Origin of the sequence: Acinetobacter sp. WU_MDCI_Abxc222 (assembly GCF_025514755.1) — a bacterium.
Taxonomy (GTDB): domain Bacteria; phylum Pseudomonadota; class Gammaproteobacteria; order Pseudomonadales; family Moraxellaceae; genus Acinetobacter; species Acinetobacter geminorum.
Genome location: NZ_JAHPVG010000002.1, coordinates 227,127 through 247,104 on the forward strand (window position 1 = coordinate 227,127; position 19,978 = coordinate 247,104).

Here is a 19,978-nt window from a genome sequence, read left to right on the forward strand (position 1 = left end):
TATATAATTCAACAAATAATTCAATTGTGAAAACCATTAGGTTTATTTGTAGAGAAAGATTTTTGTGAATATTTTAATTGCGAACGATGACGGTGTTTTTGCGCCAGGTATACAAGCTTTAGCTGAAGCATTAAGACCACTTGGACGAGTAGTTGTAGTTGCGCCAGAAAGTGAAAGAAGTGGTTTTTCAAGTGCATTAACATTGGATCGTCCATTACGCCCAATTCAAATCGCCGAAGATGTCTGGGCGGTGAATGGTACGCCAGCAGATTGCGTTTATTTATCCATGAACGGTTTGTTTGATTTTGAGTTTGACTTGGTCGTGAGTGGAATCAATAGTGGTGCAAACTTGGGAGATGACGTTTTATATTCGGGAACGGTAGGGGCCGCTTTTGAAGGCCGCTTAATGAAACAGCCTGCAATTGCCGTATCTTTAGCTGGCCCTGATGTGCGCGCTTATAACAATAAAGAAGATTATGCTCAGGCTGCTCAGTGGGTACATGATTTTATTGCAAGCGGATTACCATCTTTGCCTCCACGACATATCTTTAATATCAATATTCCTGATGTGCCGCAGTTAAAAGGAGCACAGATTACTTATCAAGGGCGCCGTGCTCAATCTAAGCCTATTACTAGTCATGTCGATCCACGAGGCCGTCAAGTTTATTGGATTGGCTTAGCCGGTGAGGCGGTTACAGATCCGCAACGTGTTTCTAGCCAGATTCAATCTGATTTCTTTGCCGTTGCAAACGGTTATGTAAGTGTTACGCCTATTCAAATGGATGCAACAAATTACGCCGTTTTAGAAGATTTGCAGCTCAGTTTGAGCCAATAATTTGCCTCGAATGTTATAACTTTGTGAATAAAGAAAAAGAGGAACGTGTTTCCTCTTACTTTTTTGGTACTCTTAGCCGAAATGATTTGTAGCATTTAGTGAGGGAGATCAATGCATTTAATTGGGCAACAAAGCAGAGTGCATATCCAAAAAGACAAAATAATGAAAATTATGTTGTTGTCTGTGGCTGTAGGTTTTACCGTTGCTATGGCAGGGTGTGCTTCTAAACCACAAATTAATAATAGTTCTCGCTATGCAATGGCTCCTAACTATTACACAGTTCGTTCAGGTGATACTTTAAGTGGTATCGCAATGCGTTATGGCCTCGACTATATTAGTATTGCCGAAATGAATGATATTGCTCCGCCATATCGTATTTATGTTAATCAGTCTTTGCGTTTGAAGAAAGGTTCTTCACCAAGAACTGTATCTACGCAAGTCATGACTCAACCTGAGCAAATCAAACGTCAAACCATTGCTCTACCAACCACACAACCTGTTACCCCAGTAACTCAGCCTACAACGACCGCACCGTCAACGAATACGACAGTGACTTCAGTTGCACCAAATTCTAGTTTACGCTGGATAAAACCGAACAATGGGCCAGTGATTCAAGGGTTTAATTTGGCAAATAATGTCAAAGGAATCCGTTATGGTGGAAATCAGGGTGACCCTATTTATGCTGCAGCAGATGGTCAAGTTGTTTACGCGGCAGATGGCTTAAAAGAATACGGCAATTTGGTTTTAATTAAGCATATTGACGGTTATATCAGTGCCTATGCCCACAATAGCAAGATGTTGGTGAAAAGTGGTGACAATGTAACTGCTGGACAAAAAATTGCCGAAATGGGCTCTACAGGGGCTTCTCAGGTTATGCTTGAGTTCCAGATCCGTTTGGATGGCAAACCAATTAATCCTGTAAATCTTTTACCAAAATAGCTAATGCATAAAACTTAGGTTTCCTCGTATAATATAATTGGTTGCTTTCATTACAACAATAAGCATTTTTTTATAAATTTAGAATTAGATTTGAGGAAACCTATGTTAGATCAGCTTCGTGCGATGGGTGTTTTTGCTTGTGTGGTTGAAAAAAGTTCATTCAGTGGTGCGGCACGTGAATTAGGAATTACAACAAGTGCTGTGAGCCAGCAGATTCGCTCCCTCGAGCATGAAATGGATGTAATTCTATTACATCGCTCCACTCGTAAACTTAGTTTGACAGAAGCCGGACAGGCTTTTTTTTCAAGCTGTCAAGAGATGTTGGCGGCGGCTGAAAGGGGAAAAATCAGAATTAATGAGTTGAGGGATGACTTAATTGGGGATTTGCGTATAGCAACAACTCCTGATTTAGCAGTTCAGCACATTATTCCTGCATTATCTCACTGGATGTCAGCTCATCGCGGTTTATCTGTGCATTTTGAGGTTGGACATCGTTATATCGATTTGATTGAAGAGCGAATAGATATTGCAGTACGTATGAGCTCTACTCCAGTAGAAGAGAGTAGCTCTGTCATTCCAATGGCTTTTGTAGATCAAATTTTAGTAGCTTCTCCAAGTTATCTAAATCAGTCTAGTCCAATTGTGCATCCTAATGATTTAAGAGATCATGAGTTATTGTCGATCAATGTCATGAATGACGCACATCATTTCCATTTTCACCATGTAAAAACAGGTGAAACACTTAATGTTGAAATGCAGAGCCGTTTGCAGAGCAATAATTTACAAGTTGCAAAGGCGTTATGTCAGCAAGGGCATGGTATTGCACGAATTCTATATTTAGATGCTCAAAAAGAGTTAAAAAATGGTTCTTTGATTGAACTCATGCCAGATTGGAAATTACCAACATTTACTTTGTATGCAGAAGTTGCCAAACATGATCAACAACCAATGAAAATTCAGCGCTGTGTTGAAGCACTTAAACAATATTTTAGTCAATTAGCAGGAGGACGAGCGATCCAAATCGTTCGCTAATTTTGCCACTCTAAAAGTAAAAAGGGCCTGTATTTGACAGGCCCTTTTTTTATTATTTCTGTTTTAAGGTTGCAACTTCTTCTACACTTTCTTGCGGCAGATCTTCCGCCGTAAGCTCTTCATGCTTCTTAATTTTTTTCTTATTTTTCTTTTTCTTCTTTGGCTCCTCTTCAATTTCTGCGCCATCTTCAATGGCTTGCCAATATTCGAGTTGCTCCATTACAGCAGCATAAATAGAGTGTTTACTGTACTTACCTTTTTTGTCGAGTGTACCGACAGGGCGGGCCATTAAAATCTCAAGCGCTTGATCAATGGTATCAATCGCATGGATATGGAATTGACCACTTTGTACTGCATCAATTACATCTTGGCGTAACATCAAATGCTGCATGTTTTGACGAGGAATAATGACACCTTGTTTACCAGTTAAACCTTGTAATTTACAAGCATCATAGAAGCCTTCAATTTTTGCATTTACACCACCAATTGGTTGAACTTGGCCTAACTGATTCATAGAACCTGTAATTGCCCATGATTGATCAATTGGTATCTGGCTAATTGCAGAAATTAATGCAGAAAGCTCGGCAACTGTTGCACTGTCGCCATCTACTTGCCCATAACTTTGTTCAAATGCAAGCGCAGCAGAGAAATGTAAAATCTGTTCACGACCAAAGTGAGCTTTTAAGAAGCTCGACATAAGTAATACGCCTTTGGCATGTAGTGAACCACCAAGCTCTACACTACGTTCAATATCAAGAATATCGCCGCCACCTTGATAGACTGATGCAGTCAAACGTGAAGGTAAACCAAACTCAACATCTGCATAGTGAATAACAGAGAGGGCATTAATTTGACCTAAACGATGACCGGAAGTTTCGATTAACTGAGTTCCACGCGATAAATCTTGCCAGTAAAGCTCTCTTAAATAGCCTAAGCGATACTGTCTGTGTTGTAGTGCCAAGTTAATGTGCTGGTCGGTTACAAGCTTTTCATTGGCTTTAAATGCATGGTGATGTGCTTCGCGAATGAGGTCGCCCAAAGTTGAAGCATGTAACGACAGTGAGCTTTGGTCTTCTGCCTGACGACTTGAGTCGGTAAGTAAAGCTGCTAAAGCACTGCGATCAAACGGAAGTAATTTATCCGCTTGTACATAATCAGCAATTAGCTGCATGTAGGCTTGTTCATTTTCGTCATTACGTTGTAATGTATCGGTAAAATCTGCACGAATTTTAAAGACACTACCAAGCTCTGGTTCTACTTCTAAAATTTCATAATAAATTTCAGGTTCTGCCATAAGAACCACTTTAATATCAAGCGGAACAGCAGCAGGTTCAATCGAGATAGAGCCTGTTAACGTCAGCATATGTTCAAGAGAAGAAAGCTTGAGTTGGCCTGATTTTAAGGCGCGCTTTAAACCTTGCCATGCATAAGGCTGTTCGAGTAATTGCTCGGCCTCAAGCATTAAAAAGCCACCATTCGCTTGATGTAGGGCACCTGGACGAATGAGAGTGAAATCTGTGGTAATTGTGCCGTTGTGAGTAAGTTGTTCAACATGACCAAGCAAGTTGTAGTGCGTTGGGAAATCTTCAAAAATAACCGGTGCACCACTGTTTGGTTTGTTTGAGACAATTACATTAGCCTGATAACGTGCTGGCACACGATTGAACATTGCCGGAGCAAAGTCATCTTCTTCTTGCTCTAAAATGAGTTCAACATTATCAATTACATCTTGAGCATATTGTTTTAAATAATCTTCAAGGCCTTTGACTTGACCATATTTATTTAAAATCAAATCCATGCGTGGCTTAACCACTTGAGTCGCGATGTCTCGATTTAACACAGAGACTTTGTCACGTGCGTCATCTTCTAAATCACCTAAATGCAAACCAAGACGCTCGAGCTTTTTATCCATGTAGCGAACATTCGCTGCAATTTCAGCACGTTGCTTAGTATTTAAAGCATCAATTTCTGTTTGAGTCAGTTCTTGCACCTGATCATCTTTTACTTGCACAGGTACAAAGCCATGCTTTTCATTGCGGGAGATGAGTTTTAAGTCGAGCTCTTCGCCTTCTTTGGTTAATTCGACAAGCGCTTGTTGCTGCTCATCTCCAGTTTCCTCACGGATACGCTCAATTCGGTTATGATAGGTCTCGGCACTAAAACGGCGTTCAAGTTGTTTTAAAATAATTTGCCAAGTTTGATGAAGGGCATGTTGAAACTTAGTTCCTTGTCCAGCAGGGAAGCGTAAAGCAAGTGGTTGGCGTGCCTGCTTAAAATTATAGACATATACCCAGTCATCTGGAGTAGGCATTGTTTTCGCATGTTGTTGGAGTAAACGCTTAATCATGGTGCGTTTACCCAAGCCTGCTGTTCCTACTGCAAAAATGTTATAGCCAGAGTAGGGTAAAGAAATACCTGCTTCTACCGATGCTTTGGCACGGTCTTGCCCTAAAAAGTTATTAAGCGGTTTTATACGTTTTGTAGAAGCTGGAATTTTTTCAAAATCTGGAATATGTGTTAGTTGTTCGGGTTTTAAGGCTGTTTTATCCAAAGTCATTTTTATATCAGGTTGCTCAAAAGCTGAAGGAAATGCATTTATTGTGACGTTTGTGGTGTTTGTTTTAGCGAGTGATAAAGTTGAGATGGTCACTTGATCAAGTTTTTGTGTCACTGTTGATATCCAGCAAAAGAAAACGAAGGTTGAAGCTTAAAGGTATACAGGTTTAGCACAAAATATCAAGCAAACTTGCCGTTTTTATCGCCAAAACAAAATTGATTGCATAAAGAATCTTGAAAGCAATTGTAAGAAGGGTTTGAATAGGCACATTTATAATTTATGGAAAATAAAAAACGAATGAGTGCTGAATCAAAAGGGTGGAAAAGTTCCTTTATGGCCTTCTTGGATCGCCGAGCAATTATTATGTTGTTTTTAGGCTTTTCATCAGGAATTCCCATATTTCTAATTTTTTCAACTTTATCATTTTGGTTGACTGAGGCTGGAATTAACAGAAGTACTATCACGATGTTCTCTTGGGCAGCTTTGGCTTATTCGTTCAAGTTTATTTGGGCACCATTGATAGATAAATTACCACTTCCTTATTTAACAAGAAAAATGGGGTTAAGACGTAGTTGGCTATTAGTTGCACAAATTTTGGTTATCTGTGCAATTTGCTTAATGGCATTTACAAATCCCTTACCGAATACTTCTGATTTTGGCTCATTTTCAAATCTGACCATTATGGCAGCAGCTGCTATTTTCCTTGGCTTCTCGTCAGCTACGCAAGATATTATTGTTGATGCTTATCGTATTGAATTAACTGAAGATCCTAATGTGCAAACTGTTTTAGCTTCAACGTATAATGCTGGATATCGTACTGCTACAATCATTACACAATTAGGTGCGTTATTATTTGCAGCTTCACTGGGTACGGCTGTTGGTAATTATATATATGAAGCTTGGCGAACTACATATTTATTAATGGCAGGCCTCATGGGTATAGGAATAATTACAACATTATTTATTCATGAGCCTGAAGTTAAACGTATTCAACATCACTATCAAGCTAAAGACTATTTTCAGTTATTCTCGGTTTTTGTTATTTCAACCATCGTTTTTGGGATTAGCTTTTACCAAATTGGTTTAATTTTTGATTCGTTTTCTATCGAAGATGCTTTTTTAAACTTTCTACTTTTAGTCATTAAATTTTTAATTAGTATATTAATTGCGGTTATTGTAATTTTTGGGTTAATTAAGTTTGGTCTAATTAATAAGAAAATTGTTGTAGAAACATGGTTGTCACCTTTACTAGATTTTTTTAAGCGATATGGATTAAAAGTTGCTTTAGCAATTTTATTGCTAATAGGTTTTTATCGTATTTCAGATGTCGTTGCTGGTGTAATGGCTAATTTATTCTATTTAGACTTAAATTTTGATAAAGAGGAAATTGCTTGGTTTAATAAGTTTTTTGCAATCTTCTTTGTCATATTGGGTGGTTTTCTCGGAGGAATGTTAGCGCAACGCTATAATGTAATGAAAATGATGTTGTTAGGAGCAATTTTAGCAAGCACTACCAACTTGATTTTTGTTGGATTAGTTAAATCTGGCGCTACTATGCAAAATGTTCAAGTTCATATAGGGGATCACACTTATACTACAAGCCCTGATGAAGTGGGAAATTGGTCACTAAAATTCCCGAGTAATACATTGACGTCAGCTCAGAATGAAGTCTCAATTAATTCTCAGCCTGTAGGCTATGCTGAACCTTTAAAGATAAACCTTCCATTAAAATTATTTAACTCAGAATCACAACCAGATATTTATGTTCAAGCAATTGGTGGAGATAATCTTTTATATAAAGATGAACTGAAAAAAGATGTAATTCTTCATGGTAGTTTATTGAATCTACCTAAAAATGGTGAGCTAAAATCAGTTAGTATTTTATTGAATTCAAAAAATAAAATAGAAGGTAAGATTAAAGGTAGTGACTGGAATGTTATTATTCCTGGAAATGATCTTGCTAAACTTAATTCAATACAAGTAGAAGCAAATTATGAAGCCAATAAGCAAATACATACTTTAACTTTAAACCATTCTTATCAAAAGCAACTAGAAGAGAATCAACCTCGTTATCGTATGAGTTTATCCGATATTCCAGCGATTCCGATTGATAAAAATGTTGATATCGAATTGAAAGGAAAAGTAGTTGTTCCTTATAGCAAAGTTTGGTTAGTAATGGGCATCATATTTGATAACTTAGCCTCTGGATTAGCTGGGGCAGTTTTTATTGCATTTCTTTCTAGTTTAACTAGTGTGTCATTTACTGCCATGCAATATGCTATTTTTAGCTCGCTAATGCTGTTGTTACCAAAAACGATTGGTGGTTACTCAGGTACAATAGTGAATCATATCGGTTATTCAGGCTTTTTTACGGCTACATTTTTGATGGGATTACCAATTTTATTACTCGTGATTTGGGTAGGTAAGTTGTTGGCTAATCAATCATCAAAATGAAAGTTTCCTAGGAGATAAATATATGCGAATGCTTCATACAATGTTGCGAGTAGGCAATTTAGAACAATCTTTAAAGTTCTATACCGAAGTATTAGGGATGAAGTTACTTCGTAAGCGTGATTATGAAGAAGGGCGCTTTACACTGGCATTTGTTGGTTATGGTGATGAAGAAACCAATACCGTGCTTGAGCTTACACATAACTGGGATACTTCAAGTTATGATTTGGGTAATGCTTATGGTCACATTGCCATTGGTGTTGATGATGCCTATAAAGCGTGTGAAGAAATTAAAGCACGTGGTGGCAAAGTTGTGCGTGAAGCGGGACCAATGATAGGTGGTGTAACCGTTATCGCATTTGTTGAAGATCCAGATGGTTATAAAATCGAATTGATTCAACAAGATGCTAATGCGAAAAATAACTAAAAATTGACTATGATGCTTTAAGAATTAGTTCTTAAAAGCCTAGCTTTATTTTTTTAGCCCAGTATGATGAACGCTTGACCAAATGGTCAATTTATCAACTGGGTTTTTTATTTATCTAGAATAATCATAGGATATGGCTATGCTGAAGTTATTGGCTCTTGATCGATTTACAGTTTTGTTAGTTGGAATGGTACTACTAGCAACATTTTTTCCAGTCAGTGGTCAAGCAGCTCAATATTTCAATACACTGACCACAGTCGCAATTGCAATTTTATTCTTTTTACATGGTGCGAAACTATCACGTGAGGCTGTGATTGAAGGTATTTTGCATTGGAAAATGCATTTATTGGTCTTCGCATTTACTTTCTTTATTTTCCCTGTAATTGGTCTGTTGGCTAAGCCGATTTTGTTGCCTCTATTAGGCCAACAGCTGTACTGGGGTTTTTTATTTATGTGCTTTTTACCCTCTACAGTTCAATCCTCTATTGCATTTACATCAGTGGCAAAAGGGAACGTGGCGGGAGCCGTGTGTAGTGCATCTTTTTCAAACTTGATTGGTATGTTTATTACACCAGTATTGGTGAGCTTCTTTATTTTAGGCCAAAGCCAACATGGATTTGACCCGACGACTTCAATTATACAAATTACATTATTACTGTTAGTGCCATTTATTTTAGGTCAGTTATTACGTCCTTATATTTTCCCTTATATGGCAAAAGTTCCGAGTATTGTTAAAGCATTCGATCAAGGCTCAATTTTGATGGTGGTGTATGGCGCATTTAGTGGAGCAGTGGTTGCAGGACTTTGGCACCAAGTGAGTTGGAAAACTTTACTCATTCTAACAATTGCGTGTTCAGTACTTTTAACGGTCATTATGCTATTAGCACTTTACCTACCGCGTGCTTTAGGTTTTAACCGAGCAGATCAAGTCACGGTTTTCTTTTGTAGCTCTAAAAAAACGTTGGCAAGTGGTGTTCCGATGGCACAAATCTTATTTATTGGTCAGCCTTTAGGCATGATCGTATTGCCTATTATGATCTTTCACCAAATCCAATTAATGGTGTGTGGGGTGATTGCAAATTACTGGGCTAAATCGAAAGATTAATTCGCAAAAGAAAATTATTTGACGTATAATGTTGCCCACTTGTTGTGCTTAGCTCTAACCCTAGAGGTTTCGGTGGGCCAAAAGAATGGTCTGTTGTGGTGTTGATCTGCTCATTTTGAGCCTGTCCTCAACTTAGTTGAGAGTGATCAATTGCGATGACAGCTTAAGCCTTTCTTCCAATTAGGAGTAATCGACGATGCGCGCCGATATTCACCCAAAATATGAAAAATTAGTTGCAACTTGTTCTTGCGGTAACGTAATCGAAACTCGTTCTGCTTTAGGTAAAGAAACTATCTACCTTGACGTATGTTCAGCTTGCCACCCATTCTACACTGGTAAGCAAAAGAATGTAGACACTGGTGGTCGTATCGACAAATTCAAACAACGTTTTGCTGGTATGTCTCGCTCTATCAAGCGTTAATACTGCAACACGAAACAAAAAACGGGCTTTATGCCCGTTTTTTTGTTTTTCAGTACAAGACAATTATTGGTCTTGTACGTCTGTTAATCGATCAAGTTTTTTCTGGAAATAGCGCCCTTGCAAGAAACGCGTTTCTACATTCCAAGCGTTTGCAAATAGGTTCATATCATCTAGATCACTCAGTAAAATTCCTACAGGTTTTACGGTCAAATAGTTCAAAACCTTTTCTTGTAATCGTGCTAGTCCCTCATCTGATTTTAATAGCTCTGTTTCCTTCGACTGTAGTTTTAAATATTGAACATCAAGTTGCTGCAATATTGATTCACTATAAGTAGAAGAGCTGAAATCCCGAATCGAAATTTCTGCGCCGTGTTGACGCAAACGAGCTATGTGTTGCTGGACAGTTGCAAGATGAGGCTGAACAGCTTGTTCTGAAAATTGTAAAACCAATGGGCTTTCAAGCTTACTACCAATAATGGTAAGTAGTTTTGAAATCAATTCAGGAAGTGATTTATCTTTGAGCAAGATATCAATATTCAGGTTAATAATCAGTTTAGCTTTAGGGTACTGAGTAATAAAGTTATGTAGTTGCTTACAAGCCTCAACCAAAATCCAGCGATCTAATTGAATAGAAAGTTCACTGTCTTCTCTTAATTCAGCTAAGTCATTTATGTCATACCATTGATCATCGCTAATAAAACCGCTAGTCACCTCATAGTTATGAGTTTCTTGATCGTGTTTATCGTAGATCTGCTGATATTTTAAATGAATTTCACTTCGAGCTAGCCGCTGCTTTAATTGCTGTAATAAAGAGGACGGCAAAGGAGCATCAACTTGTTCAAGGCTTAAATCAAGCGATATAGAAGATTTGACAGGCTCAGGAGCAATAATATCGATGGTTGATCCTAACTCAATTTCTGACTTCGCTTTAGGTAGCTCTTGCTGACTTGTTTGATTGAGTAGCTTTGCAAAGCTATCTTCATTTAAAGATTCAGTTATTGGTGCATAACTTAGCTTAAATTGGATCGAGTAGTTAAGCTCATTAATCTTCAATAAATGCTCTTTTTGCAAACTTTGCAGACTAGCCAGTTGGGCGTTAAGAACTGTGCTGTTTTCAGCTTGTAAAATTCCAACATATGCACCAAGTTCAAGATTGAAAATCGGCATTTGCGCATGTTCTTTTAAGAAACTTATTAGCTGATTGAAATATTGTGCAGGTGTTTGCCAATCTTGTTGGAATACTCGTTCTGGGCATTGATTTAATCGAAATAAAATTAATGCGTTGGCTTGAGTAGGGTAGGACGATAGTTGTCGATTAATTTGTTGCCACGGTGTATTTACACCATAACTTTTTTCGGAAAAAAGTGTATTTGCAGGCGTTTTCAAATCCAGTTGATAGTCAATCGTCAACTGCACGGCATCTTCTTTCTGACTAGGAATAAACTCCAGTTTTAAAGCATTGTTACCTGCAATTGCTGTATGCTGACTCAGAATTTCAAAACGTGCCTGATCAAATTGGCCTAATGAAATTTTCTTAAATCTTTGTTTAAAAACATTTAAATCATTGGGTTGTAAAACATCTAATATCGGTAGACCAATAATCTCTTCTTCTTGTTTAAAACCAAAAAGGTTGAGATATTCTGTGTTTGCCTTGACATGCATGCCTTCTTGAAAAAGGGCAACTGCTTTATGACTGTTGTTGACCAATGTTTGTGTATGAGAGTGGATGGTTTCCAGTTCATTGGTCAGGCGTTGTTCAGTCTGTAATAAGTGGCTATACGACAAGGTCCGAATAAGAGTGATATAAAAATAATCTAATGGTTCTAATGGAACTACATCATAAATACCTTTTTGAATATAAGCCTGATATTGCTGAGGTTGATAATCTTCAGGTTGTAATAATAAAACAGGTAAATTTGGCTGCTCAGATGCTTGAATGAGGGAGAGAGTTTGTTCAATTTTTAGGTCATAAGCACGACCAAAAATAATAGCATCCCACGGCGTATTTAACTGTTTTTCAAAACTTTTTAAATCATCAAGTAATAACGCCTGAACTTGATAATCATTCCCCAATAATAAATTTAAAATCTGGTTATAACGTAGCTGGTTGTCATCAATAATGAGTAAACGTGTTTCAGTACGTTTTAACTTTTTAGATAATAAAGAGTTTCTCACTTTAGTGCTTCCCATAAATCTTGAGTGCTAGAGTTATTACCCTTTTTCATCATGAACTGATCAAGCAGACCTTGTTGCTGCTCATTCAAAAGTTCGAAATGAAATTGAATAAAACTTTGCGTAATGAGTTGTGCTTTGAGTAGATACACTTTGATTTCTTCTGTCCCCAATCGTAAATGAATTGTTTGTTGCTCTCTAAAAATTTGAGAGCCCGGTAAAATAAGCGTATTTTGTATTTCTTCTAGATTTTGTGTTTGTAGTAATAGTGCGGGATGATAATTGCGAGTATGGCGCTCAGCTTGAATATGCACTGAACAAGGGAACATGGCTTGCGACAAAATTTCTAAACCTAACTCTAGGGACTTTTCTGTCGATTGTTTAATCCAGCGAATCACGCCGCCGCGCCATTGTCCATGCAAAGTTTCTTTAACTAAAATGTATTCGCCGGTTCTTAAGTTTTTCGGTGCTTCGCCAGACCATTTAATACGATACCCATTGACACTAATATCGAGAACGGTGGTTTGATAAATGGTTTTACTTTCACGACTCAAGTGTTGATAAGAGCTTGTTTGTTGTTCTTTTTTCTCTAAGTTGGATAAAACTTTAGCTTCGCTTTGTAAATTATAGTTATGGTTAAGCTGTAGCGTTTCTTCGAAGTTTTTTGCTTTCGATAGATAGAAATGGGCAGTGCTTAAACCAAAACAAATTTGGAGCTCTGCATTGTACTCATAACGTTCATGACGACGTTGAGCCGTGGTTCCTAAAATCGTTTGAACATGAAACTTTAAAGCTGGGCTTAAATAAAACTTCTCATTCTTAGAAATATATTGAGCATTTTTATGCATCGTTGCAGTGACATGCTCAAGTAAAGCTTGTGTGCCTATGAAGATGCTAGGGTTAAAGTTTGAGCTACGCTTTGTATTATAAACAGGTGGATGGTCTTTATTTGGGTCGACTACATATTTCGTTAACGCGGTATCTTTCGGCAAAATATGAATCATTCTTGCCCAGTCGAAACTACATTGAAATAATGCCTGAATTTCTGACTGACGAATCTGGTTCGTATTTAAAATATCAAGCAAAATCAACTGAGCATAAGCTTGTGTAATATTTGCTAAAGGGTGTTGTATGCCCTGAATATGGTTAATATTGATGAGATTATATTTATGTTGAACTGCGGTTTCATACAGCTGATGCGCAATTAACCATTGCCCTTTAAGAGGCTCACTATAGAGCATATGCTGCTGATATAAGAGACTGGTTAATTGTTGTAGGGCATGAAAAGTGGCTAAAGTACGCGCCGTTTGCAAATTCTTTTTTTGCTTATAGGCAAAGAGTGAAAACTTTTGATGCTGTAGTTGCTCATGACTATTTTGCGCAATATTTAAATAAATACTGGCAAAATAACAGCGGAGCAACATCGCTAATTCAATAATGTGCTCATTACGATCTGTGCTAATAACACCCTGATTAAAAAAGTTTTTCTCAAGGCTGGCGAGTACATTATTAATGGTTGGGTGAAGCGTTTGTATAAGATCGAAACGTAAAGTCTCACTACACTTTAATTCATTGAGTTCTAAAATAGCCGTGAATAATGCTTTTGACGTATCGCCGAGTTGCATAATAGAAAGGGTAGTGACCCATTCATTAAGATCTTTAATATTGGCTTCACAAAAGCTTAACCGTTCACGAGTGAGTTCGGTTTGATTGTGAAAAATGTCCGATAGTGCATTATTCATCATCACTTATTATATAACTCAAAATGTTGTAGCCCCAAAAAGCGGTGTTTTATTCTTTTCGCCCGCAATTTCCCTGACGAGTTTAGGAACCAAATACCCCGGTAGGTTCGCTAACACATCGCGATAGATCTCATCTATCTCAGATGATTCTAAATCAAAATGTTGTGCACCTTTTACTTTATCTAAAACATGTAAGTAATAAGGCATAACGCGAGCTTCAAATAAACGATAACTTAAATCAACTAAGGTCTGTGCAGAATCATTGACGCCTTTAAGCAATACTGCCTGATTAAGTACAGTAATGTGGTGGTCAGATAACTGCAACAATTTTGAACAAGTAAAGTCATCGAGTTCAGAAGCATGATTTGAGTGTACCACCAGAACTATACGCAGCCTACTGTTTTTTAATAAAGAAATCAGCTCTTGGTCGATACGGTTAGGAATAACAATTGGGACTCGTGAATGAATTCTCAGAATCTGAATTTGTTTGAGAGATGATAGGCGTTCTAACCAAAGTGCTAATTTACGGTTAGAAAGTGTAAGCGGGTCACCACCACTCAAAATAACCTCGTTAATGTTTGGGTTTGCTTCGATATAATTTTTAATATTTAGCCAATCTTCATTCTTTGGCAAATTTTCTTGATAGGGGAAATGACGACGGAAGCAATAACGGCAATGTACTGCACATGCACCCGTTAAAGTAAGTAAAAAGCGCGATTTATATTTATGTAATACACCCGGTAATTGATTTGCTGCTTCTTCACCTAATGGGTCAGTGACAAACTCAGGATGTTCTTCGAGTTCTAAATGATGAGGTAATACTTGTAGCAAAAGCGGGTCAAGCGGGTTTTTAGCGTTCATTTTTCCGACGAACGCACGAGGAACACGCAATTTAAACTTTTCAGAAGCCAGAATCGCACCCGATAATAGCTGTTCTGAGGATAACTCGAGTAGGCTTAGCAACTCTGAAGGATCAGTAATAAGGTCACTCAGTTGTGATTGCCAGTTTTGCTCTTGGTATAAATAGTTTATCATTTGACACGATTAAGATAATGCAACAACGCATTATATCGCATAGTTGACTTGTTAAGTTTGGAGTGTGCCTTTCATGGCCTATTATTCTACAAATGATTTCAAAGCAGGCCTTAAGGTTATGCTTGATGGTAACCCATGTTCAATCATGGAAAACGAATATGTAAAACCAGGTAAAGGTCAAGCGTTCAACCGTGTAAAATTACGTAACCTTAAAACCGGTAAAGTATTAGAAAAAACTTTCAAATCAGGTGACTCTTTAGAAGCAGCTGACATCGTTGAAGTTGAAATGGAATACCTATACAACGATGGTGAAATGTGGAACTTCATGGATCCTGTATCTTTTGAGCAAATCGCGGCAGACAAAATCGCAATGGGCGATGCTGCTAAATGGTTAAAAGACGATTCAAATGAAAAATGTACAATTATGTTGTTCAACGGCGTACCTTTAACAGTAAGCCCACCGAACTTCGTTGTATTGAAAATTGTTGAAACTGATCCGGGCGTACGTGGTGATACATCTGGCGGTGGCGGTAAACCAGCTAAGCTTGAAACAGGTGCGGTTGTTCGTGTTCCGTTATTTGTTCAGCAAGAAGAAAGCGTTCGTGTAGATACTCGTACTGGCGATTATTTAGAGCGTGCATAATAGTTAAAAAATAAACTATTATCGAAGGGATGATGTAAATCATCCCTTTTTTTATGCGAAAGTATAAGAGGAAAAAAATTAAAGGAGGAGTACAGTCACAAGGATTTGGTAGAGAACAGTACATAACAATATAAAAATGCTGTAGTTATTTATTGAGAGGTTAAGAATGGACACAATGCAAGCGAAATCTACGCTTCCCTCCAAGCTGGTCTGGAGCCTAGTGGCAATAATCGGTGCAATTTCTTTTGGGATGCTGGCACTCAGTCGCGGTGAACATGTCAATGCGGTTTGGCTTGTACTTGCTGCAGCATGTGTATATAGCATCGCATATCGATTTTATAGTCTATTTATTGCAACTAAAGTATTTGAATTAAACCCAAGACGTTTAACCCCGGCACATCGCTTGGCCGATGGTCTGGATTATGTTCCCACCAATAAATATGTGCTTTTCGGTCACCACTTTGCTGCAATTGCAGGAGCGGGGCCATTAGTCGGACCGATTTTGGCCGCGCAAATGGGCTTTTTACCAGGAACGATCTGGTTATTGGTCGGTGTGGTTTTGGCGGGTGCGGTACAAGACTTTTTAGTTTTATTTATTTCAACACGTCGAGACGGTCGCTCACTTGGTGAAATGGCAAAACAAGAACTCGGTTCTTTTGCCGGTATTGTGGTCATGCTTGGTGCGCTTGGGGTAATGATTATTATCCTTGCGGTACTGGCATTAGTTGTGGTGAAAGCACTTGCCCATAGTCCATGGGGTGTTTTCAGTATTGCAGCGACGATTCCAATTGCATTGTTTATGGGCGTTTACATGCGTTTTATTCGCCCGGGACGTATTGCCGAAGTTTCTATTATCGGCTTCGTTTTAATGATGCTTGCCATTGTTTACGGTGGACAGGTTGCAGCAGATCCATACTGGGGTGAGTTTTTCACTTTAACAGGAACACAGCTCACATGGTGCTTAATCATTTATGGATTTATCGCATCAGTTTTACCAGTCTGGTTATTATTAGCACCACGTGATTATCTATCAACATTCCTTAAAATTGGTGTCATTCTTGGCTTGGCCGTTGGTATTGTGATTGCATTACCTGAATTGAAAATGCCAGCAGTGACTCATTTTATTGATGGTACTGGTCCAGTATTCTCTGGTAGCTTATTTCCATTCCTATTTATTACTATTGCCTGTGGTGCCATTTCTGGTTTCCATGCGCTTGTATCAAGTGGTACAACACCAAAACTCGTTGATAACGAAGCTGACATTCGTGTGATTGGCTACGGCGGCATGCTCATGGAATCTTTCGTCGGTATTATGGCGATGATCTGTGCAACTGTCTTAGATCCGGGTGTGTACTTTGCAATTAATGCACCAGCGGCTGTACTGGGTACAACTGTAGAATCTGCTGCAGAAGCTGTACGTAATTTAGGCTTTGTAGTTACGCCTGAAATGCTAACCGTGTTGGCTCAGGAAGTAGGTGAAAGCTCGATTCTTTCACGTACAGGTGGTGCGCCTACCTTTGCGATTGGTATGGCACATATCATTTCGGAAATTTTTAACAGCCGCCAAATGATGGCGTTCTGGTACCATTTTGCGATTTTATTCGAAGCATTATTCATTTTAACTGCTGTCGATGCGGGTACTCGTGCTTGTCGTTTCATGGTGCAAGACACTGTGGGTATTGTTATTCCTGCGGTTAAATCTTCAAGCTCATTCTTTGGTAATTTGCTAGGTACTGCTGTTGCGGTAGGTGGATGGGGCTTCTTCGTCTATCAAGGTGTGATTGATCCGTTAGGTGGTGTCAATTCACTCTGGCCTTTATTTGGTGTGGGTAACCAGATGTTGGCTTCAATGGCACTCATTTTGGGTACAGTTATTCTGTTTAAAATGAAAAAAGAAAAATATGTATGGGTAACGATTTTCCCAACAATTTTCTTGTTCATTACCTGTATGACTGCGGGTTGGCAAAAGATTTTCCACGAAAATCCAAAGATTGGTTTCTTAGCACAAGCGAATAGATTTTCAGATGCGATTGCGCGCGGTGAAATTCTTAAACCAGCAAAAACACTTGAAGAAATGCAGACGATTGTGATGTCGAATCAAATCAACGCTGCACTTTGTGGCTTCTTCATGATTGTTGCGATTGTGATGGTAATTGCTGCGATTGGTATTGTGCGCCGTGCGTTAGCAAGCCCGATACCAACTGCTCATGAAGCACCAGCTGTATATGCTGATCCGAAAGTGGTCACCCCACGAGGAGAGTAATGATGAATTTTAAATTTGCAAAAAATGGAACTGTCATTATTGCGAAAATCATCAAAATGACAGTGCTTTCGCAAAAAGAGCTATTACTTTCTCCAAAGAACTGGTCGCGCATTGCAACTTTGTGGCAGCGTTTGCAGCAAAGCTTTCGACTCATGGTTGGGGTTCCAGACTATCAAACTTATCTGGAGCACATGAAAGCTCATCATCCTGATTTAACTCCAATGGATGCAAAGACTTTCTACCGTCATTGTGTTGATTCGAGATATCCATCGGCAGGTGGTAATTTAAAGAAATGCCCTTGTTAAGTTGAGATTAATAGTTAGCTAAAGAAACGGTATGTGGTTAAACCATGTACCGTTTTTCTTTTTTTGGAAATGAAAAAGAGTTTGCTTAAAGTCTGCTCATTTGTATTTTTTTCGATGGCAAATCACTTGTTTTGCTTTTGAAAAATGAATATTATGCTTTCCATTCTAGGTGTATAGCTCAGTTGGTTAGAGCGCTACGTTGACATCGTAGAGGTCTCCAGTTCGAGTCTGGATATACCTACCAAGATTTAAATTCATATAAACTCGAATAGCTTTATATGACTGAAAAAGCCCTAAATTATAATGGTTTAGGGCTTTTTTATTGGTTTTATAAATTAATTTCAGTTTCTATATTCGCCTAAAAGAGCAATTTCATTTCATAAAAGGCTGAAGCAGTTTGGAGCTTTATTTAATACCGAATATTTTAGATAACGATAAATTCTTTATTAATAATTAAAACTAGCGAAGAGCCTTCTATTTGAGGTACTTCTAGGATCTATATTTATGCAAAAAAAACTTCCAATACCAGATAACTTACCAAATCATTTAACGGACATTTTTTATCATATCAATATAAATTTGCCTAAAGGTGATTTAAAAGAAACTGTAGAGCTGGATAAAGCAATAAATCAAGTTAACGCAAGTGATGTATATGCTTCACAGGATTATCCTCTGCATAATTTATCTGAATATGCGGGTTGGGCTCTTAACTCAGAAACAACTCAATCTGCAAGTAAAGATAGCCCTTTATTAATTACTCATTGGTATTATTGGGGACAACAGCTTTATAGATCTATTAATCCGTATAAATTAGATCTAAAAGCTCCAAGTTTGTTAGAAATTCCTGCCTATACAAAATTACCAGAGTCTTTAGACTCAGTGATTGCTGAACAAGATGAAAGATTAGATCTTTCTGATACCGATGCTAAAAAGATTACTGGTTCTATTCCTGCCATGCATGGTGTTATCCCAAAGGGCAGTATATTTAAACAAGGCGATGTGATTCTAAAAAAAGATGAGAAACTGACTCCTGAAAAATTAATTGTTTTAAGACGAGCGGGAATCAAAGAATTATCTATATATAAAAATCCCAGAATTCTCATTGTAAGTATGCATTCTTTTGATCAAGAAGAAATGAGTGAGGAAAGTCTTTATGTTAAAGATGTCTTGAAAACATGGGGCTACGAACAGGTAGAAATCAAATCACTCAAACCTGAACGTTTTGATGCGGCATTTAATAATCTTAAAAAAGATAATGACCCAGCTTTAGATGACTCATTAACGACGAGCAGGGACGATTATATAAAGTTCTTTGAAGAACAAACCTCAAACTTTGATGTCATTCTTTGCTGCACATATAAAAATAATCGTTCTTCTTTATTCCAGCTTGAAAAACTTCCAATCTTTGATCAAAGCAGCATGTCATCGGCCATGAATACACGTTGTATGCCAGCTAATGAAATTAAAATTCTTAAAGGACATGATAGGACTCCACCTAGTCGTGAGACTGTGCAGATATATGATGAAAGCGGTAATCATAAAGGTATGCGTGTAGTTGTTACAGAAGACAAAGCGACTATTATTAATTTACCGGGTGACATCCAAGATATTGCGATTCTAATGCATGCTTTTGTGAAATATATTTTGAATAAACACATCTCAGACTTTTTTGATCATGCTTACTTTAAAGGTAAAACTGACATAGAAATTGTTCCTGATGTGACAAATAGAAAGTTGTTATGGGGGTGTTATAAGGCTCAAGAAAATGGGGAATATGTATTAGAAATTATTGAGCAACAACAGTCATATCAGATAGAGCCATTTGTTAAAGCGAATTGTATTGTGATAGTACCTTTTCAAGAGCAGACAATTGCAAAAGGCACTGATTTATATTTTATGAAAATAGGTTAAGTCTAATTTCTATTTATAACTTAATTGGGTGGTGTAACCTTTAAACTTTTTAAAAGGTTACAGCCTATAAAGTTATAGCCGCCAAAACCCCCACCTTTATAAACCTCTCTTAAAAAATAACTATCTCATTATTTATCCTT

The 19,978-nt window shown here is 37.8% G+C and carries 15 protein-coding genes and 1 tRNA gene; 12 read left to right on the forward strand and 4 right to left on the reverse strand.

The annotated features are described in order from the left end of the window. Positions 1 to 64 precede the first annotated feature (64 nt). The 3 genes from surE to KTJ10_RS05085 all read left to right on the forward strand — a co-directional run bounded on the left by surE (position 65) and on the right by KTJ10_RS05085 (position 2,806). Positions 65 to 835 carry a 5'/3'-nucleotidase SurE gene (surE, locus tag KTJ10_RS05075; RefSeq protein WP_068563301.1) on the forward strand — a complete coding sequence of 257 codons (771 nt, stop codon included), beginning with the start codon at positions 65 to 67 and terminating at the stop codon, positions 833 to 835. Positions 836 to 946: 111 nt separating this feature from the next. Then, positions 947 to 1,774, forward strand: coding sequence for a peptidoglycan DD-metalloendopeptidase family protein (locus KTJ10_RS05080; protein ID WP_068563302.1), 828 nt, complete (start codon positions 947 to 949; stop codon positions 1,772 to 1,774). 102 nt (positions 1,775 to 1,876) lie between these two features. Then, positions 1,877 to 2,806: a LysR family transcriptional regulator gene (locus KTJ10_RS05085; protein WP_086265397.1), complete on the forward strand. Its 930-nt coding sequence runs from the start codon at positions 1,877 to 1,879 to the stop codon at positions 2,804 to 2,806. A 52-nt stretch (positions 2,807 to 2,858) separates the two neighbouring features. Here the strand turns inward: KTJ10_RS05085 and KTJ10_RS05090 are convergent, their stop codons facing one another. Next, the gene (locus KTJ10_RS05090; RefSeq protein WP_005067989.1) at positions 2,859 to 5,477 is read right to left on the reverse strand and encodes a Lon protease family protein; all 2,619 of its coding nucleotides are present in this window, start codon (positions 5,475 to 5,477) and stop codon (positions 2,859 to 2,861) included. Positions 5,478 to 5,642: 165 nt separating this feature from the next. Between KTJ10_RS05090 and KTJ10_RS05095 the strand changes: the two genes are divergently transcribed. The 4 genes from KTJ10_RS05095 to rpmE all read left to right on the forward strand — a co-directional run bounded on the left by KTJ10_RS05095 (position 5,643) and on the right by rpmE (position 9,767). Beyond that, positions 5,643 to 7,817, forward strand: a complete 2,175-nt coding sequence (locus tag KTJ10_RS05095) for an AmpG family muropeptide MFS transporter (RefSeq protein ID WP_262441484.1) — start codon at positions 5,643 to 5,645, stop codon at positions 7,815 to 7,817. Between the two features lie 22 nt (positions 7,818 to 7,839). After that, positions 7,840 to 8,241 (forward strand): lactoylglutathione lyase, encoded by a 402-nt coding sequence (gloA, locus tag KTJ10_RS05100; RefSeq protein ID WP_262441485.1) that lies wholly within the window; start codon positions 7,840 to 7,842, stop codon positions 8,239 to 8,241. 133 nt (positions 8,242 to 8,374) lie between these two features. Next, positions 8,375 to 9,346 carry a bile acid:sodium symporter family protein gene (locus KTJ10_RS05105; protein ID WP_005803805.1) on the forward strand — a complete coding sequence of 324 codons (972 nt, stop codon included), beginning with the start codon at positions 8,375 to 8,377 and terminating at the stop codon, positions 9,344 to 9,346. A 196-nt stretch (positions 9,347 to 9,542) separates the two neighbouring features. Beyond that, positions 9,543 to 9,767 carry a 50S ribosomal protein L31 gene (rpmE, locus tag KTJ10_RS05110; protein WP_001200845.1) on the forward strand — a complete coding sequence of 75 codons (225 nt, stop codon included), beginning with the start codon at positions 9,543 to 9,545 and terminating at the stop codon, positions 9,765 to 9,767. Positions 9,768 to 9,830: 63 nt separating this feature from the next. On the opposite strand, the gene KTJ10_RS05115 is transcribed toward rpmE, so the two are convergent. Genes KTJ10_RS05115 through epmB form a run of 3 tightly spaced genes read right to left on the reverse strand, consistent with a single transcriptional unit; the run spans position 9,831 to position 14,716 of the window. Continuing rightward, a complete protein-coding gene (locus KTJ10_RS05115) occupies positions 9,831 to 11,942 on the reverse strand; it encodes an EAL domain-containing protein (RefSeq protein ID WP_262441488.1) in 2,112 nt (703 codons plus the stop codon). After that, complete coding sequence (locus KTJ10_RS05120; RefSeq protein WP_262441489.1) at positions 11,939 to 13,684, reverse strand: GTPase; 1,746 nt, start codon at positions 13,682 to 13,684, stop codon at positions 11,939 to 11,941. Before KTJ10_RS05120 ends, KTJ10_RS05115 begins: the two co-directional genes overlap by 4 nt. 15 nt (positions 13,685 to 13,699) lie before the next feature. Continuing rightward, positions 13,700 to 14,716, reverse strand: a complete 1,017-nt coding sequence (epmB, locus tag KTJ10_RS05125; protein ID WP_086265393.1) for an EF-P beta-lysylation protein EpmB — start codon at positions 14,714 to 14,716, stop codon at positions 13,700 to 13,702. A 73-nt stretch (positions 14,717 to 14,789) separates the two neighbouring features. On the opposite strand from epmB, the gene efp reads away from it, so the two are divergent. The 5 genes from efp to KTJ10_RS05150 all read left to right on the forward strand — a co-directional run bounded on the left by efp (position 14,790) and on the right by KTJ10_RS05150 (position 19,838). Further along, a complete protein-coding gene (gene efp, locus KTJ10_RS05130) occupies positions 14,790 to 15,359 on the forward strand; it encodes an elongation factor P (RefSeq protein WP_002118666.1) in 570 nt (189 codons plus the stop codon). 166 nt (positions 15,360 to 15,525) lie between these two features. Further along, on the forward strand, positions 15,526 to 17,622 hold the full coding sequence (locus tag KTJ10_RS05135) for a carbon starvation CstA family protein (RefSeq protein WP_262441490.1): 2,097 nt from the start codon (positions 15,526 to 15,528) through the stop codon (positions 17,620 to 17,622). After that, the gene (locus KTJ10_RS05140; RefSeq protein WP_002118393.1) at positions 17,622 to 17,927 is read left to right on the forward strand and encodes a YbdD/YjiX family protein; all 306 of its coding nucleotides are present in this window, start codon (positions 17,622 to 17,624) and stop codon (positions 17,925 to 17,927) included. The genes KTJ10_RS05135 and KTJ10_RS05140 overlap by 1 nt, the downstream gene beginning before the upstream one ends. A 167-nt stretch (positions 17,928 to 18,094) precedes the next feature. After that, a tRNA-Val gene (locus KTJ10_RS05145) sits at positions 18,095 to 18,171 on the forward strand. A 260-nt stretch (positions 18,172 to 18,431) separates the two neighbouring features. After that, on the forward strand, positions 18,432 to 19,838 hold the full coding sequence (locus tag KTJ10_RS05150; RefSeq protein ID WP_262441491.1) for a molybdenum cofactor biosysnthesis protein MoeA: 1,407 nt from the start codon (positions 18,432 to 18,434) through the stop codon (positions 19,836 to 19,838). Positions 19,839 to 19,978: the final 140 nt, after the last annotated feature.